This window comes from Frankia alni ACN14a, from assembly GCF_000058485.1.
GTDB classification, from domain to species: Bacteria; Actinomycetota; Actinomycetes; order Frankiales; family Frankiaceae; genus Frankia; species Frankia alni.
This window is the reverse complement of sequence record NC_008278.1, coordinates 684,652-701,214: the sequence shown is the minus strand read 5'-3', so window position 1 is coordinate 701,214 and position 16,563 is coordinate 684,652. Positions and strand designations below refer to the sequence as shown.

General features: G+C 73.2%; 12 protein-coding genes and 1 tRNA gene. 7 read left to right on the top strand and 6 right to left on the bottom strand.

Going from position 1 to position 16,563, the window contains the following annotated elements; all coding sequences use genetic code 11:
- The first annotated feature begins 52 nt into the window (after positions 1 to 52).
- From FRAAL_RS02785 to FRAAL_RS02775, 3 genes are all read left to right on the top strand, one after another.
- Positions 53 to 547, top strand: coding sequence for a tRNA adenosine deaminase-associated protein (locus tag FRAAL_RS02785; protein WP_011601885.1), 495 nt, complete (start codon positions 53 to 55; stop codon positions 545 to 547).
- An 88-nt stretch (positions 548 to 635) separates the two neighbouring features.
- The gene (gene tadA, locus FRAAL_RS02780; RefSeq protein WP_011601884.1) at positions 636 to 1,127 is read left to right on the top strand and encodes a tRNA adenosine(34) deaminase TadA; all 492 of its coding nucleotides are present in this window, start codon (positions 636 to 638) and stop codon (positions 1,125 to 1,127) included.
- 228 nt (positions 1,128 to 1,355) lie between these two features.
- A tRNA-Ser gene (locus tag FRAAL_RS02775) sits at positions 1,356 to 1,442 on the top strand.
- Positions 1,443 to 1,552: 110 nt separating this feature from the next.
- On the opposite strand, the gene FRAAL_RS02770 is transcribed toward FRAAL_RS02775, so the two are convergent.
- A complete protein-coding gene (locus FRAAL_RS02770) occupies positions 1,553 to 1,936 on the bottom strand; it encodes a hypothetical protein (protein ID WP_041938740.1) in 384 nt (127 codons plus the stop codon).
- Positions 1,937 to 2,329: 393 nt separating this feature from the next.
- Between FRAAL_RS02770 and FRAAL_RS02765 the strand changes: the two genes are divergently transcribed.
- Positions 2,330 to 2,971, top strand: coding sequence for an NAD(P)-dependent oxidoreductase (locus FRAAL_RS02765; RefSeq protein ID WP_011601882.1), 642 nt, complete (start codon positions 2,330 to 2,332; stop codon positions 2,969 to 2,971).
- Positions 2,972 to 3,234: 263 nt separating this feature from the next.
- On the opposite strand, the gene FRAAL_RS02755 is transcribed toward FRAAL_RS02765, so the two are convergent.
- Positions 3,235 to 4,674, bottom strand: a complete 1,440-nt coding sequence (locus FRAAL_RS02755) for a pyridoxal phosphate-dependent decarboxylase family protein (protein ID WP_041940104.1) — start codon at positions 4,672 to 4,674, stop codon at positions 3,235 to 3,237.
- Between the two features lie 1,020 nt (positions 4,675 to 5,694).
- Here FRAAL_RS02755 and FRAAL_RS02745 point away from each other — a divergent pair.
- Both FRAAL_RS02745 and FRAAL_RS02740 read left to right on the top strand, forming a co-directional pair.
- Positions 5,695 to 8,763: an nSTAND1 domain-containing NTPase gene (locus FRAAL_RS02745; RefSeq protein ID WP_011601879.1), complete on the top strand. Its 3,069-nt coding sequence runs from the start codon at positions 5,695 to 5,697 to the stop codon at positions 8,761 to 8,763.
- A 184-nt stretch (positions 8,764 to 8,947) separates the two neighbouring features.
- Positions 8,948 to 9,580: a GNAT family N-acetyltransferase gene (locus FRAAL_RS02740; protein ID WP_011601878.1), complete on the top strand. Its 633-nt coding sequence runs from the start codon at positions 8,948 to 8,950 to the stop codon at positions 9,578 to 9,580.
- 28 nt (positions 9,581 to 9,608) lie between these two features.
- Here the strand turns inward: FRAAL_RS02740 and FRAAL_RS02735 are convergent, their stop codons facing one another.
- The 3 genes from FRAAL_RS02735 to FRAAL_RS02725 all read right to left on the bottom strand — a co-directional run bounded on the left by FRAAL_RS02735 (position 9,609) and on the right by FRAAL_RS02725 (position 14,260).
- Positions 9,609 to 10,943: a helix-turn-helix domain-containing protein gene (locus FRAAL_RS02735; protein WP_231861474.1), complete on the bottom strand. Its 1,335-nt coding sequence runs from the start codon at positions 10,941 to 10,943 to the stop codon at positions 9,609 to 9,611.
- Between the two features lie 549 nt (positions 10,944 to 11,492).
- A complete protein-coding gene (locus tag FRAAL_RS02730; RefSeq protein ID WP_011601876.1) occupies positions 11,493 to 12,668 on the bottom strand; it encodes a serine hydrolase domain-containing protein in 1,176 nt (391 codons plus the stop codon).
- A gap of 191 nt (positions 12,669 to 12,859) precedes the next feature.
- Positions 12,860 to 14,260, bottom strand: a complete 1,401-nt coding sequence (locus FRAAL_RS02725) for an SDR family oxidoreductase (RefSeq protein ID WP_256804491.1) — start codon at positions 14,258 to 14,260, stop codon at positions 12,860 to 12,862.
- Between FRAAL_RS02725 and FRAAL_RS02720 the strand changes: the two genes are divergently transcribed.
- Complete coding sequence (locus tag FRAAL_RS02720; protein ID WP_011601874.1) at positions 14,214 to 15,887, top strand: alpha-amylase family protein; 1,674 nt, start codon at positions 14,214 to 14,216, stop codon at positions 15,885 to 15,887. The two genes, FRAAL_RS02725 and FRAAL_RS02720, sit on opposite strands and share 47 nt — an antisense overlap.
- Positions 15,888 to 15,912: 25 nt before the next feature.
- Here FRAAL_RS02720 and FRAAL_RS02715 read toward each other — a convergent pair whose 3' ends face one another.
- Positions 15,913 to 16,521: an NAD(P)-dependent oxidoreductase gene (locus tag FRAAL_RS02715; RefSeq protein ID WP_231861661.1), complete on the bottom strand. Its 609-nt coding sequence runs from the start codon at positions 16,519 to 16,521 to the stop codon at positions 15,913 to 15,915.
- Positions 16,522 to 16,563 lie beyond the last annotated feature (42 nt).

Sequence of the window (16,563 nt, the reverse complement as noted above, 5' to 3'; positions counted from 1 at the left end):
GCGGCTGGCCGCCAGGCACCACGCGGTTGCAGAAGGGACGTGAGGGCGCACAGTGACGACGAAGGCAATCGCGATCGCGCGGGACCACGGCCGCTGGTCGGTGCACGAACTCGACCCGGTGGGCGCCGAGGACCTCGACGCCCTCACCGACACGATGCGCGACTTCGGTGACGACACCATCGTGGCCTTCCTGGAGGAGGACGACGAGTACCTGGCGATCGTCCGGGTCGGCGCCGACGAACCGGACCCCAAGGTCTTCCTCTCCGACCGCCGGGTCCTGATCACCTCCGAGCTCGCCGAGCGCCTGTTCGCCGACGCCCTGCCGTCGATGGCGGGCCTGGCCACGGAGGACGACGAGGACGACGACACCTCCGTGCTGACCCAGGCGTCCCCGGTCGGCGACCTCGACCTGCTCGTCGACCTCGGCACCTCCGAGGAGGCGCTGCTGGAGCTGATCGGCGAGGAGGGCATGCTGCCCGCAGACCTGATCAGCGCCCTGAGCGAGCGCGCCGGCGCCGGCGAGATCCTCGACGACGTCCGTGGCTGACCCCGCCCCACCGGGCGGGTCCGACCACAGCACAACCACCGGACGCGGCGCAGCAAAGTCCTACGGCACAGCGGGCGCCCACGGCTTGGTGAGCGGGCGCGGCCCGGCCGGCGGGTCCGATCACGAGGCGGCGATGGGCCTCGCGCTGGCCCAGGCGCGGCTGGCGCCGGAGCACGGCGACGTCCCGGTCGGCGCGGTCGTGGTGGGCCCGGAGGGCACGGTGCTCGGGGCGGGCCGCAACACCCGCGAGCGCGACGGCGACCCGACCGCCCACGCCGAGGTGCTCGCGCTGCGGGCGGCGGCGGCCCGGGTCGGCTCCTGGCGGCTGTCCGGCGCCACCCTCGTGGTCACCCTGGAGCCGTGCACGATGTGCGCGGGCGCGTTGGTGCTCGCGCGGGTGGACCGACTCGTCTACGGCGCCGTCGACGACAAGGCCGGCGCGGTCGGTTCGCTGTGGGACGTCGTGCGCGACCGCCGCCTCAACCACCGCCCCGAGGTCATCTCCGGCGTCCGCGCCGCCGAGTGCGCCACCCTGCTCGCCGACTTCTTCACCGCCCGCCGCCGCCCACCCACCGGCTGACTCCCCGCCAGCACCGATCTTCCACGCGATCTGGCCCCTCCCCTGCTTGTCCAGAGGCCTCCGTGCCCGAAAAATCCCTCTGGATAAGCGGGGCGGGGCGACCATGATCGCCGTGGCGCGGTTCCGCGGAACCGCACGCCGACGCCCGGCCGGCGGCGACGAGCTCCTGGGACCGGCCTGACGACCCCCGCGAACCGGACCGTCGAGACGTCCGGTAAGCTCGCCTACGGTGGAGTCGCCTAGTGGCCGAGGGCGCACGCCTCGAAAGCGTGTGAGGGGGCAACCCCTCCGTGGGTTCAAATCCCACCTCCACCGCCCCTGCACCAGGCCGCACGCCGGGCCCGACGCTCACCACGTCGGCCCGACGAGTTCCTCGGCAAGCTCCAGCAGAAGCGTGGTGCCGCCCGATCTCGGCCGGACTCCGCCTATCGGACGGTGCGACGCGGACGGACGACCACGACCCGGTTGCCCTGGTCGTCGGTCGTCTCCACCACCTCGAACTCCGCATCCTGCGCCGCCGGCCCGCGGGCCTGGGCCACCCACGAGCGGACCAGCTCGAACAGCGCGCTGCTGGCGAGGTTCACCGCGACCGGTAGCACCAGGACCTCCAGCACGCCCGGCAGCATGACCCGCCCCCGGACGGCCTCCACGGCCACCGCACCGTCCCCGAGCGCCGCCCCGTCCGGGAGCCCCGCACCGTCTCCGAGCGCCGCACCGTCCGCGGCCGGAGGAGCCGACGTCCACACCCTCACCAGATCGGCCGGGCTCGCGCCGACGTTCGGATCCACCACCAGCAACACCCGCGCCATCAACGCCCCCGTCCTCCGGCACGACATCGACCCCTACCGGCCGACACCGCGGATCTTACCGACCGCACCCGACCGGCCACACCCAATGCCCTCGAAACCGGTGCGACGCCCCGAGTGGAATGCGGGCCATGTCCCGGAGGTGTCGTCCCGCTCCCTCGCGGCGCCCTGAACGCGCGGCGCGCGGCCCGTTCCCTTTTCGCCCACCCGACTCGGGCGACCCGGACCGCAGCGGGCGACGTCAACTTGCAGCCGCTGCGCAGCGTGAAATAGTCAGCGCGGACAGTAATTCACTTACTGACCATGACGCCGGCGCAATGGGGCGACGGACGTCATCGATTACACGCACGACTATCTATCCATCAGTTGCACGACCGGTGAGTCGGAGGCAATGGCATGGCGAGGATCGTCATTTTTGGTGCCGGTGGTCAGATCGGGCGCCGCATCACCGACGAAGCAATTCGACGGGGACACGAGGTCACCGCGGTCGAGGTTGACGCGGCCCGCGTGAAGAAGCTTCCGCGCAAGGCCAACGCGGTGGAGGGCGACGTCACGTCGCGCGACTCCGTGCAGCGCCTGGCGCAGGAGGCGGACGCCGTCGTCGTGGCGGTGGGTGGTGTCGACCGTCCGGTGCACGCGAACGCCGCGCGTACCCTCGTCGACGTCCTGCCCCGCATCGGCGACCAGGCCCCGGCCGTCCTGCACGTCTCCAGCGGCGGGACCCTGGAGGACGACAACGGCCAGCGGCTCGTGGACAGCCCGGACTTCCCCGCCGCGGAGCGCAAGGACGCGCTCGACCAGGTCGACGCGCTCGACGTGTACCGGGGTGCGCGCAACGTGCGCTGGGCGGCCATCGCCCCGCCGCCGCGCAACATGGGCCAGGGACAGCGTCGGGGCGCCTACCGCACCGGCAACGACCGGCCCGTGGTGGACGCCCAGGGCGAGATCGGCATCTCCCACGAGGACTTCGCGATCGCCGTCGTCGACGAGGTCGAGAAGCCGCGTAACCGCAACCGTCGTTTCACGGTGGGCAACTGACGTTGCCACCTGAACGATAACCCGGGCGAAGCCAGGGTTAGGGCGTGGCATCGGCGGGCTTACCGCCGCCGACGCCGGACCGCCGACGATGCCGGGCGGTGAAGGCGACGGCCGCCCGCCGGTCGCCGCGCCGGGGCGGCGCGGGTCGAAAGGACTCGCGCCGCCCGACTTTCTCGAAGAAGCGCGGGCACCAGGGGATCTGGAGAGCACGGGGCACGGGGCACGGGCCGCGGTTTACGGCGCCGAACACCGCGAGCACGAGATCAGACCATCGTGTTGAGAATGGCTTCGATGTCGGCCGGGGTGGTGCGCGGGTTGACGACGGCGAAACGGGCGACGGTCTCCCCGTCATGCCGGGTGGGTGGCACGAAGGCGAATCCCTCGCGAAGCAGGTTCTCGCTCCACCGGTGATAGTCGGCGTCCTGCCAGCCGAGCCGGCGGAACACGACCACGGAAAGCTCTGCCGGGCGGACGAGTTCCAGCTCGGGCCGCGCCGCGATCTGCGCCGCCGCCGCCCGCGTCGTCGCCAGCGTGGTCTCGATCGCCTCGGCGTAGGCCCGGGTGCCGTGCGCCGCCAGGGAGAACCACAACGGCAGGCCGCGGGCCCGCCGGGACAGCCCGATGGCGTAGTCGGACGGATTCCAGTTGACGGCCGAGTCGAGCACGTCGAGATAGCCGGCCCGCTGCGGACCGTGTGCCGCCCGGGCCAGCGCGGGATCGCGATAGATCAGCGCGCAGGCGTCGAACGGGGCGAACAGCCACTTGTGCGGGTCGACGATGAACGAGTCGACGTCGGCGATCCCGTCGAACAGGGGCCGGGCCGAGGGCGCGGCGAGCGCCGCCAGGCCGTAGGCGCCGTCGGCGTGCACCCACAGGCCGCGGTCACGGCAGACGTCGACCACGCCCCGCAGGTCGTCGACGATGCCGAACTGGGTCGTCCCCGCGGTCGCCACGACGGCGAAGACCCCGTCGTGCACGGGCCCGTCGCTCGGCGTGGCCGAGTCGCGGTGTCCGACGAGGTCGCCTCGGCCGGCGAGGTCGCTACGGCCGGCGAGGTCGTCGAGCGCGGCGGCGAGCAGCGGACCGGTGAGCCGGCCCTCCTCCCCCGTCGGCACGGCCACGATGTCCGCGTCGAGCACCATCGCCGCCTGGTAGAGCGACGAGTGGGCCTCCGCCCCGCAGACGAACCGCCAGCGCGCCGGCATCGGCCGGCCCTCGGCGGCCAGCCTCGCCCGGGCGGCCTGGCGGGCGGCGACGAGCGCGGACAGGTTGCCGACCGTGCCACCGGGCACGAACACGCCCCCAGCCGTGGCGGGCAGGCCGGCGAGGTCGGCCAGCCAACGCAGCGTCTCGTTCTCGGCGTGGACCGCGCCCGCACCCTCCATCCAGCTTCCGGCATAGATGGACGACGCGCCGACCACCACGTCGAACAGCACCGACAGCCGGGTCGGGGCGGCGGGGATGAAGGCGAGGTTGCGCGGATGGTCCGCCGAGATGCAGGCGCGCGAGAGCACCTCGTCGAACGTCGCCAGGGCTCGGAGACCGCCGATCCCGTCCTCCGTGATCGTCCGGCCGGCCCTGGCGGACAGCTCCGCCGGCGTCGCCGGACCGTCCAGGGGAACCGGATCGAATCCAAGGCGGACCCCGGTGAAGTCGAAGATCGCCCGCAGGAGATCGGCCGTCTCGGCGTCAAACTGATGCACGTACGGACCGTCCCACGCCACGTTGCTCGACAGACGACCGCCGAAACGGCGATCCGATCACAGCCGAACCCGGCGGGACCGATTGCCGAGCCTCCTCGAGGGGCGCGGTGGATTCCCGCCGATCAGCGCCGACGCGGCGCGGACCTATGCGTCCTGCTTGCCACGCTGCCGGCGGAACAGGAAGCCGCCACCCACGAGCGCAACCAGCAGAACAATTGCTCCGACACGCTTCACAACAAACCTCCACGATGAGGACTCACGTCAACACGACGACAAAACCGGCAACATCCACGACGGCGGACCGTCGCCGGTGAGAAGCCTGGCCGATCGACCCTGACCGAGCCGGCCGACGCATGCTCCTACCGTCGGAAACCGAGCATGCCATGAACGGCGCCCGAGTGTGCAGCCGGACCGCCGGAATATCGGCCGCGTCCCCCGTGCGGGGCAGGGACAGGTGCCGTATGGCGGGGCAATCTTCGTACGAAGCGCCGCCGCGACGGCGATTTCACGGCGACCGCGGACGGGGGTGGGTGTCAGGTGGCCCGAGCCATGCCCGGGTGCGGCGGCGTCGTGAGATCAGGTGACGGCCACCGCCACGCGGCCGCCGGCGCACCACACGCCGCATCCGCAGGCGCACCACACGCCGCATCCGGTGGCGCGCGCGGCGCGTGGAGCGGCGCAGCGGGGTGACCCGCCGCGACCGTGTCCCGGCTGGCCGCGGCCGGCGTCGCGTTCGCGCGGTTCGGCGAGATCGAGCAGGACGAGCAGGGCGTCTCCGACGGCGCCGGGCGGCGACCGGATCGCCTGGTTCACTTTATTTCCCCGCGCTCCACCATCTGTTCATCCGCGCTTAAGCGGATACCCCGACGGCGGCCGATCGATTGCGGGATTTCCCCGGCGCGACCGGTCCAGGGGCCGGCCGCGGCAATCCCGTATTTGTACCGGCGACGCGGTACTCCGGGGCGGTAGTATCGACGACCTACCGCGTCTGCACGGCAATGTGCGCGGCGATTACTGGGGATGACAGTGGCACGCGTCTTCGTCAGCCACGCCAGCTCGGACGTGGAGTTGGCCGACCGGATCTACCGCACGCTGGCCGATCTCGGCCATCGGGCATTCCTGGCCCGCGACATCCGGACGGGAATCCGGCCGGGTGAGGTCTGGAAGGAGCGCCTGCACCAGGAGCTGCGGGCCGCGGACGCCGTCATCTGTGTCGTGACCGAGGCCTACAACACCTCCCCCTGGTGCGCCTACGAAATCGGCATCGCCCACGAGGTCGGGAGCCTGCTGCTGCCGCTGCGGGCGCAGGCGGGGGTGGCCTCGCCGCTGCTCGACGACCGCCAGCACGTCGCCGTCGTCGACAACGGCGGCTGGATCGGCGATCTGGACGGCCCGCTGCGGCGGGTGGACGCCGCCGGCGGCCTGGGCTGGGCGTGGGATCGCTCGCCGTTCCCGGGGCTGCGGCCGTTCACCCGGGACATGGCCCGCGTCTTCTACGGGCGTGCCGACGAGCTGCGTCGGCTCGCCCACCGGCTGCGCGCGCTGAGCGACCGGCGGCTGCTGCTCGTCGTCGGCGGGTCCGGGTGCGGCAAGTCGTCGCTGGTCACGGCGGGGTTGACGGCGCGGCTGGGGGCCGAGCCCGGCTGGGAGATCGCCGATCCGTTCCTGCCGGGCCGCGACCCGACCCGCAAGCTGGCGCTGGCGTTGGCGCAGACGGCGATCCGCGTCGGGCTGCGCTGGGAGCCGGGCGAGATCCACCAGCGGCTGGTCGCCGACGACCGCGCCCTCGTCGGGCTCGCCGAGGAACTGCTGAGCGCGGGCTACGGCCAGCCCCGGGACCGGCTGCTGCTCGTCGTCGACCAGGGCGAGGAGCTGTTCACCCGCGCCGACGCCGCCGAGCGGGCCCGGTTCGCCGGAGTTCTCTCCCGCGGGCTCGACGGCCCCATCCGCGTCGTCATCGCGGTCCGGTCGGAGTTCCAGGACCAGTTGTTCGCCCTGCCCGAGCTGCACGGCGCCCACCTGCACACCTTTCCGCTGCGGCCGCTGGCGCGCGACATGCTCAGCGTCGTGATCACCGAGCCGGCCCGGGTCGCCGGGCTGTCGGTGGAGCCGGAGCTGGTCAGCCAGATGGTCGCCGACACCGACGGCGGCGAGGCGCTGCCGTTGCTGGCCTTCACCCTGCACGAGCTGGCCCGCAACCAGACCCGCGGCGGGCGGCTGTCCGCACAGCGCTACGAGGAGCTCGGCGGGGTGCGCGGCGCGCTGGCGCGCCGGGCGGACGCCGTGCTCGACGAGGCGGTGGCCGCCGCCCGCCTGCCCCGAGCGGAGATCCTCGCCGGTATGGCGGAGCTTGCCACCCTGGACGAGGGGGGCCGGCGTACCCGGCGCCGCATCGAGGTGGCGGAACTGCCGTCGGAGGCCATGCGCACCGCGTTCGGCGTCTTCGTGGAACAGCGGCTGCTGTCGACGGCCAGCGACAGCCTCGGCGGTGCCGGGGTCGGCGTCGTCCACGAGGCGCTGCTGTCCGTCTGGCCGCCGCTGGACGCCGCGATCCGCGAGCGGGAGGCCGCGCTGCTCAGCGAGGGGCAGGTCGAGCGGGCCGCCGCGGCCTGGGCACACGGCGGCCCGCTGTGGGACGTCGACCGGCTCACCGCCGCCACGACCATCCTGTGGGGGTCCTACGACCGTTTCCGCGCGGGCGGGCGGGCGGTCGTGAACCTCAACAACGCCGGGCAGCGGTTCCTCGCCGAGTGCCACTGCCGCGTCGAGGCGGCGCGTCACCGGGAGCGCCGGCGCCGGCGCCGGACGATCGCGGTGCTGGCCGCCCTGCTCGCGGTGACGCTCGCCGGCGCCGCGACCGCCGGCTGGCAGGGCGTCTCCGCCCGGCAGGCACAACACTCCGCCGAGCGTGCCCAGCGGGCGGTGATCGCCCAGGCCCTGCTGACCAGGGCGGATGACGTGAGCGCGACGGACCGGATCCGCGCGCTGCGGCTGTCACTCGCCGCCTGGGCGGTGCATCCGGACGCCGCCAGCCAGGAGCGCCTCCAGACCCTCGCCAGCAGCCGGACGGCGCTGGCCAACGGCAGCCCCGTCACCGCCGTGGCGTTCTCCCGCGACGGAAAGCTGCTGGCCACCGGCGGTGCAGACGCATCAGTGCTGCTGTGGTCGGTCGCGGCCGGCCCGGACCAGCCGCGGCGCGTCGGGCTGCCGCTGACGGGCCTGCGCAGTCAGGTGACCGCGGTGACGTTCTCGGCGGACGGGCGGCAGCTGGTCGCGACCGGCTTCGACCGCACCCGGATGGCCTGGGACATCGGCGACTCGGCGCGGCCACGGCCGGTCGACCCGGTAGCCCCCGCCCTCGGACCGGTCGACACCTGCGTCGACCGATCCCCCGCCGCCCCCGTCGAGGCGGTCGGCGAGGAGCTCGGCGGGGTCAGCCTGTGGTCCGCCGGCGGCGGGGCCGGCAACCGCCGCCTCCTGGGCTGGCTGCCCGCCGGCCCCGGGGAGGCGCGGGCAGTCAGGTTCTCCCCCGACGGCAGCATTCTCGCCGTCGGCTCTGGGCGCGGGGTACGCCTGTGGGACGCCCGCACCGCCGCCCGGCTTCCCCCCGCCACCGCGGACGCCGCGGACCTCATCGGTCGCCCGGCCCTCGACGCCTGCGCGAGCGAGACGGAGAAGGACGAGGTCCGCCGGGACCGGGAAGGACGGGAGAGTCGAGAGGGTCGGAGCGGACCAGCCGGCGACGGTGCGGACACCTCCGCCCGCGACGCCCGCGACGCCCGCGACGCCCAGGACAGCCGCAACGCCCGGGACAGCCTCGACCCGCCGGCGCCCAGCCTGCGCCCCATCGGGCAGCCGCTGACGGGCCACACCCATGCGGTGTTCTCGCTCGCCTTCTCCCAGGACGGCAGCGTGCTGGCCTCGGGGGGCAACGACGGCATGCTCCGGCTGTGGCGGGTGTCCACCGTGAACGCGTCCCGGCGGCAGGTGGTCGCCGCCGCCTGCGCCGAGGCCGGGGGCGGGCTGGACGCCTCGTCGTGGCAGTTCTACCTGCCCGGCGTCCCCTACCGCCCCACCTGCGAGCGATGACCCGACGATGCGCGGTCCGGCGCGCCGGCGCCGAACCCGATCGGCCTCGGGGCCGGGACCTCCCCGTTTCCACCGCCCGTCGCTACCAAGCCAGCCCATACCGGACAAAATCAGCGACAGGCCGCGCTGAATCGGTCGCTCCGGGTGCTTCCCGACCGGTGCCCGTCAGCGGACCATCATTTCCATGACGTTGACTTACGGCCTGCCCACCCGAATCGAGATCCCGACCGTCATCACCTCCCGGTTGATCCTGCGCGGCTGGCGTCCCGAGGATCTGCACCCGTACGCCGCGATGAACGCCGACCCGGAGACGATGCGTTATCTCGACGGCCCGTTCGGGTTGGCCGGCACGGAACGTCTCGTCACTCATCTCCTCGGCATGTGGATGATCCACGGTCACGGCATGTGGGCGGTTGAGGAACGGGGCAGCGGGGAGTTCCTCGGCCGAGCCGGGGTGTATTTCGCGGACGGTTGGCCGGGGATCGAGGTCGCCGTGTCCATCCGGCGGGACCACTGGGGTCAGGGGCTCGGCACGGAGGCGGTCCGGGCCTCACTGGAATTCGGCTTCGAACGGCTCACAGTGGACGAGCTGATCACTTCGACGCATCGGGACAACGCCGGCATGAACGCGATCGCCCACCGGCTCGGCATGACCTTCCGCGGGATCGCCGACGTCGGCCCGTGGCTGGCCAGCAACGTCTACGTGATGAGCCGCCAGCAGTGGTACGCCCGGACCGCGACCGCCGACCGCGCCTTACCCAGGGAGCGGGACAGCCCCGCCGCCCGCAGCTCGGACAGCGCCCGGCCGGTCGGCTAGCCGGGCGAGCTCCAGCGGGACGCCGAGCTCACCACCCGATCGTCGCCACCGACCCGGCCGACCCGATCGACGTGAGGGTCGCGATCAGGTCCCGCAGCTCGCGCACGGCGGACTGGCCGCGGTGCCGCTCGGGCACGCGCCGTAGCCCGTCAGCAGCCCAGCGCAGCACGAGCGGGCTGCGCCAGTGCTCGGCGATGCCGGTCAGTTCCCTGATGATCTGCTCGCAGCCGGTGTCGACCTGCTGGCCGAGAATCAGCGCTCCGGCCTGGTTGATCCGGGTGAGCACCGGGTCGCGTGGCTCACCCGGGGGGAACAGGCGCACCGCGCGGTCGAAGTGCGGCAGGCTGCGGCGCCAGTCGCCGGCGGCGAGCAGCGCGTCGGCTATGTAGAGGTGGAGCTGCTGCTCGCTCATCGCCAGCACGCTGCTGCTGGTGGACTCCGGGTCGAGTCGGTCGAACAGGTCCAGTGCCTGCCGGGCTCGCCGCAGCACCTCGGGCAGCTTCTTCTGCACGCCCAAAGCCCGGGCCTGCATCGTCACGGCGATCAGCTTTCCGGCGCTCGGTGAGCGCCCGGCCAGTGCCTCCGCCCGCGCGGCGATCGTGAGCACGAGCTGGGCGGATGCGCCGTTCTCCAGCTCGGCCTTGGCCCGTTTCGCCACCACCCAGGCGAGCAGCTCGGCGGCGCCATGCTCGCTCGCGTTGCGGTACGCCGTCTCGAACCAGCCGCGCATCTCGACCCGGTGACCCAGGTCGGAGAACGACAGGGCGGTGATGCCGGCCACCTTCGCGGCGACGCCGCGCAGCCTGCGCTGCTGGTAAAGCGGCTGGCGCCGGCCCAGCAGCCGGCCGACCTCGGCCAGGTCGACGGACAGGTCACCGATCATCCCGATCACCGGCTGCGTGCGGTACCGGAAGCCCTGGTCCCGCACCACCTCGTCGAGACGGTCGACCTGCTCGGCCGGCACCTCGACCCACAGCGACCGATCCAGGACGTCCCGAAGCTCCCCCGCACGCGCCAGCACGGCCGCGGCCGGTGGCGGCGCGGTGGGCCCCGCGGGGTGCCCGGATCGGACCTGAACCGGCACGATCGAGTCTGTCCAGCCCGTCTCGGCCAAGACGGGGGCGACGTCCTGGGCGGACCCGTCCAGCCCGAATCCGAGCCGGTCCGGGCGCGTGCGCAGCACGGCGCAGAGCGCGTCGAGATACCGGGGCGACGGCCGCTCGCCGCGTTCCCACCTCGATATCCGTTGATGCCCAAGCGGCGGATCGCCGCGCCCTGCCTCGGTCTCGTACTGGCGGATCCGTCGGACGAGTTCCTCCTGCGTCCAGCCATATGCCAGCCGGTAGGCCCGCAACCGGCTCACGCCGCAATGACGATGCACAGCGTCCGCCGTCTCCGGCACGCCTATACCCGCCTTCGCCAGCCGCGACCGGATGTCCCGCCCGCACCTGGCCGGATGCTGTCTGGCCACGGTCACCCCCCGCATGTCCGCCGGACGCGCTCGCCTCACATCGCGCACGGACTGGGCAGATCATAGAGCGGCCGGCGGCCGCCCGGAATCAGGCCGCCAGCAGATTGCGCGCCGCTCGCGCAAAAAATAGGTCGCGCATCGTCCTGCGCGCACACAGGCGCACAACGCGCATTCCGCCGATCTCTCCCGGTGCTACCAATCGAAGGGTCAACAAAGGAATCGTCTATTCCCGCCGGAGGCGCCATGACCAGGCCATCGTTCACAAGAGTCGAGCGGATGCGGAACACGGGCGGCCGGCCGCCCCGGGCAGGACGGGTGCATCGCCTCATCCGGATGCTGACTCTCCTGGTGCCGTTCCTCCCGCTTCCCGGCTCGGTGAGGCTGGTTCTGGCCGCGTTGGAGGCCGCCGTCCTGCTGCACGAGGCGGCCCGCCCGGCGGCGTCATCGGGTGGCGGCGACCGCCGTCCAGAACTCGCCGAAGCCGTCCAGCGGGCCGGTCATCGCCCGCTGGGTGAGCAGGACGCCGACGGCGCCGCGGGTCGGGTCGACGTGGCCGGTGGTTCCCGTCCCGCCGTCCCAGCCCCAGCGCCCGGGGGTCATCCACGGCTCGGCGGGTTCGACGTCCACGCCGGTGCCCAGGCCCCACGACCCGCCGGGGCCGACGATCGGCCGGGCCTGGTCGCGCTGGGCGTCGGTCAGCGCGTCGGCGGTCATCCGCGCCACCGCGCCGACCGGCAGCACCGGGTCGCCACCGTCCGCAAGCGCGCACAGCAACCGCAGGACGTCGGGCGCGGTGGACACCAGCCCGGAGCTGAGCTCCTCGAACGCGGGCGGACGGGCGAACGCGCCGTCGGGCGCGTCCAGCACCGCCAGCCCGTCCGGCCCGGGCTGGTAGGCCGTCGCGAGCCGGCTCGGATCCGGCTCCCAGAACCCGGTGGACGCCATGGCGAGCGGGCCGGTGATCCGCTCGGCGACCAGCTCGGACAGGGGGCGCCCGGCGCAGCGGGCGAGCAGCACACCGAGCAGGTCGATGCCGGTGTCGTACAACCAGCCCTCGCCCGGCTGGAATGCCAGCGGCAGCCCGGCGACCCTGGCGACGAACTCGTCGGCGGACATCCGCGGCGTCAACGGGCCGGGGAAGACCCCGCGCCGCAGCATCTCCGCCTGTAGCGGGGTCTGCTCCAGCACCGCGCCCCAGCCGCAGGTCAGGGTCAGCAGGTGCCGGACGGTGATCGGCCGGCGCGCCTCGACGGTGCGGTCGAGCGGCGCGTCCGGGGCGACCAGCACCCGCGGGGCCGCCGCCTCCGGCAGCCAGCGGGCCACCGGATCGTCGAGCCCGAGCAGCCCGTCGTGCTCGAGGCCGAGCACGAGCACCCCCGCCGTCAGCTTGGTGAGCGAGGCGAGCCGGAACCGCGTGTCCGCCGTCATCGGCGCGCTCGCCGGCCCGAGCGCCATCCGCCCACCCGCGCGCACCTCGACCCGCCCACCGATCCGCAGCGCGCCGACATACCCCGGGATCCGTCCGGACGCCACCTGCCCCTCCGGCACCCGCCAGACCCGCTCGAAGCCCGCACCGGCGGCCGTCGCCGCCGCCGCGCCACCCTCGTTCCGTGTCATCCGCCCTCCCTCGCTCGCGGCGAGACTACGGCGAGGGTCCGACAACTTCTGGCCGGCGACGATGGGCGCGAAAAGGGCACGGCGATCGGGCTCAGCCCGGCACACCGGCCACGCCGACGTCGCCCGGGAACTGACCGACGGCGCGACCGGTGTACTCGGGTAACGCCGCGAGCGGCCGAGCAGCTCACCCCCTACCCGCCCGCTACCCCGGTCGTCCTGCCCGGTGAGCGCATCACCGAGCCGGTGCCGCGCCACCTGCGCAGCGGTGTGTCGGCCGGCATGGTCATCCCCGACGGCGACGGCGGCGGCGGTCCTCCCGCGGCACCGCGCGCCGCCAGGTGAGCGGTGCCGGGCGGCGTCGAGCGGTGCAGCCGGCCGACGGCCGCGGTCAGCAGCTCGACCGGACGCCGGCCCACGCCGAGCAGTGAGGTGAGCGGACTGTGCCGCAGCACCCGGCCGGGGTAGTCACCATCGACCCGGCCTGGACCGGCCTCGGGCGCGTCGACGATGTCGCCCGGCTCGCCCGGCCGGTCCTCGCGCAGCGTCTCGATCCCTGCCCGGCGCAGCGAGAGCAGCGCGTCGACCAGCGCCGGGGACACCCGGGCGGCGATGGCGGCGGCGACGGCGGTGCCGCCGACGAGCACCTCCCGGCTGGGTCGCACGGCCGCCCGCACGATCGCAGCGGCGACGACGTCGGCCGCGTAGACCGGCGGCGGGGGCTTGGGACGCCCGCCGATGCGGCTGCGGGCATGGGCGAAGAAGGGGGTGTCGACGGACGGCGGCAGCACGGTGGTCACCGCGATCGGGACACCCTCCTGGGCGAGTTCCACCCGCAGGCTGTCGTAGAAGCCCCGCAACCCCCACTTGCTCGCCGCGTAGGCGCTGTGCAGGGGCATCGCGCGGATGCCCTCGACGGAGGAGACTCCGATGAGCACGCCGCCACCGGCCCGCCGCAGGGCCGGTAGTGCCGCCTTCGCCCCGTGCACCTGGCCGAGCAGGTTGATCCGCAGGACCCGGTCGAACTCCGCGTCGGTGACGTCCTCGACCCGCCCCAGAACGCTGACGGCCGCGGCGTTCACCCAGGTGTCGATGCGGCCGAGGCGCCGCTCGGCGCTCGCAGCGAGCTCCCGAACCGCGGCCGGGTCCGCGACGTCCGTGGGCACGGCGAAGGCCCGGCCCGCCCCGACCTCCCCGCTGATCTCGCCGACCAGGGCGTGCAGCGCCTCCTCGCCGCGCGCCGCGCACACCACCCGTGCGCCGCGTTGCGCGAAGGCGAGTGCGGTCGCACGCCCGATCCCGCTGGACGCTCCGACCACGACAACCACCTGCTCCCGCAAGGGCCTTGTTCGCACACCGCCTGCTCGCACACCGCCTCCAGGTCGAAACCGGCTCAGCGCCTGCCCGCGCCACCAGGAAAGACGTGGCGTCCTCGTCGAGGGGACGGTATGCCCGGCACGAGTAACCGGGAGACCAGCACGCCGGTCGGCGCGGAAACAAGATTCTCTCGAAGGGGATACACCGCTGATCGCGGGGCAGTACCGCGAAATGCGACTAAGCCGGACCGCCGACCTGTGGTGGAAGAACGCCGTCATCTACTGCCTGGACGTGGAGACCTTCGCCGACGGCAACGGTGACGGCTGCGGCGACTTCCGCGGTCTCACCCAACGGGTCGACTACCTGCACGAACTCGGGGTCACCTGCATCTGGCTGATGCCCTTCTACCCGACGCCCGACCGGGACGACGGCTACGACATCACCGACTTCTACGGCGTCGACCCCCGGCTGGGCACCCACGGCGACCTGGTGGAGTTCCTCCTGGTGGCCCGCGACCGGGGCATCCGGGTGATCGCCGACCTGGTCGTCAACCACACCTCCGACCAGCACCCGTGGTTCGTCAGCGCCCGCAGCAGCCGGGACTCCCCGTACCGCGGCTACTACGTCTGGCGGGACGAGCCCCCGGCCGACGGCCCGTCCGACGTCGTCTTTCCCGATCAGGAGGACAGCGTCTGGCAGTACGACGACGCCGCCGGCCAGTACTACCTGCACCGCTTCTACAAGCACCAGCCCGACCTGGACGTGGCGAACCCCGCGGTGCGCGACGAGATCGCCCGGATCATGGGCTTCTGGATCGCGCTCGGCCTGTCCGGTTTCCGGGTGGACGCGGTGCCGTTCCTGCTGGAGACCGACGGCGCCGCCGACGCCGCGGACCTGCCCGACCCGCACGAGTACCTGCGCGATCTGCGCGCGTTCGTCTCCCGCCGCGACGGGGAGGTCGTCCTGCTCGGCGAGGTGAACCTGCCCTACGACGACACCCGCCGGTTCTTCGGTGACGAGGACGGCGACGAGCTGACGATGTGCTTCGACTTCCCCGGCATGCAGCGGCTCTACCTGGCGCTGGCCCGCCGCGACGCGACACCGCTGCTCGAGGCGCTGCGCGACCGGCCGGCCGCGCCGAAGGACTGTCACTGGGCGACGTTCGTCCGCAACCACGACGAGCTCACCCTGGACAAGCTCGACGACGGCGAGCGCCAGGAGGTGTTCGCCGCCTTCGGCCCGCGCGAGGAGATGCAGCTCTACGGCCGAGGTCTGCGCCGGCGCCTGCCCCCGATGCTCGACGGCGACCCCGCCCGCATCCGCATGGTCTACAGCCTGCTGTTCGCCCTGCCCGGCACGCCGACGCTCTTCTACGGCGAGGAGATCGGGATGGGCGAGAACCTCGACATCCCCGGCCGGGAGGCGGTCCGGGTGCCGATGCAGTGGTCCGACGGCCCGAACGGCGGCTTCTCGACCGTGGACCCGGACGCGGAGGCGGACCGCCTGCCCGCCCCCGTCGTCCAGGGCGAGTACGGCCCGGCCAAGGTGAACGTGGCGGCCCAGCGCCACGATCCCACCTCGCTGTTCTCCTGGGTGGCCGCGCTGGTGCGCCGCTACCGGCAGTGTCCCGAGCTGGCCTGGGGTGCCGGCGTGACCGTCGACCACGACACCGCGTCCGTGCTGGCGCACTGGACGGAGCACGACGGACGTGCCGTCCTCACCCTGCACAACTTCGCCGCCGCGTCGGCGAGCGTCACGCTCAGGCTCCCGGAGGTCGGCGCGGGCGCCCGGTTCGTCGAGCTGCTCGGCGAGCAGGCCGGCGCCGTCCGAACCGTGGACGAGGACGGCAGCCTGCGCCTGGACGTCGACGCCTACGCGGCCCACTGGCTGCGCACCGAAAGCTGAGCGCGGCCCCGACGGGAAAACCTGCCTACTCGACACTGACGGTGCAGTGATGTCGGCGCGGTTCCTCGATCTCATCGAGCAGTGCTATCGCGAAGTCCGCGTACCCGATCCGACTGGCCGAGTCGCCGTGTTCGGCAATCCGGTACCGACCGGTGCGCGCTCCATCGTGGTCGAAATCCCCGGCGGGAGCGACGTACACCCAATCGAGCTCGCAGGCCCGAAGCACGTCGAGGCCCGCGGCATGCCCGAGGCAGAAGGAACGGTACTCGTCCGGAAAGCCGGGCTCATCCATCAAAGGAGCACCGGACGCCCCCGGCAGGATCGAGGAGACGCCGACGACCACCAGACGGCGCACACCTGCCTTCGCCAGCCCGGTGGCCAGGGCCCGAGATGATGAGGTGAAGAAGTCGTGGGCCGGAACGGCCAGATCCACCGCGGCGCTGATCGCCGCGTCCTGCCCGGCCGCCGCATGCTGGACATCTACCGCATCCGTGACGTCACCCACCATCACCCGGCTACCAGCCAGCACATCGCCGTGACGTGCGGGGGCGCGCACCACGGCAGTCACCCCGTGGCCGCGCCGACGCGCCTCGGCGAGAGCCTGTCGCCCCGCCCGCCCGCCCGCGCCGAACACCACAATATTCACGACAACCGCCTCTCCCCAGATCCGATGCCT

What these genes read in the sequence shown, in the direction of transcription:
- FRAAL_RS02745 (WP_011601879.1), top strand. Translation starts at nt 5,695, where the DNA reads ATGACAGTGGCACGCGTCTTCGTCAGCCACGCCAGCTCGGACGTGGAG.
- FRAAL_RS02740 (WP_011601878.1), top strand. Translation starts at nt 8,948, where the DNA reads ATGACGTTGACTTACGGCCTGCCCACCCGAATCGAGATCCCGACCGTC.
- FRAAL_RS02765 (WP_011601882.1), top strand. Translation starts at nt 2,330, where the DNA reads ATGGCGAGGATCGTCATTTTTGGTGCCGGTGGTCAGATCGGGCGCCGC.
- FRAAL_RS02720 (WP_011601874.1), top strand. Translation starts at nt 14,214, where the DNA reads ATGCGACTAAGCCGGACCGCCGACCTGTGGTGGAAGAACGCCGTCATC.
- FRAAL_RS02725 (WP_256804491.1), bottom strand. Translation starts at nt 14,260, where the DNA reads ATGACGGCGTTCTTCCACCACAGGTCGGCGGTCCGGCTTAGTCGCATT.
- FRAAL_RS02770 (WP_041938740.1), bottom strand. Translation starts at nt 1,936, where the DNA reads ATGGCGCGGGTGTTGCTGGTGGTGGATCCGAACGTCGGCGCGAGCCCG.
- FRAAL_RS02730 (WP_011601876.1), bottom strand. Translation starts at nt 12,668, where the DNA reads ATGACACGGAACGAGGGTGGCGCGGCGGCGGCGACGGCCGCCGGTGCG.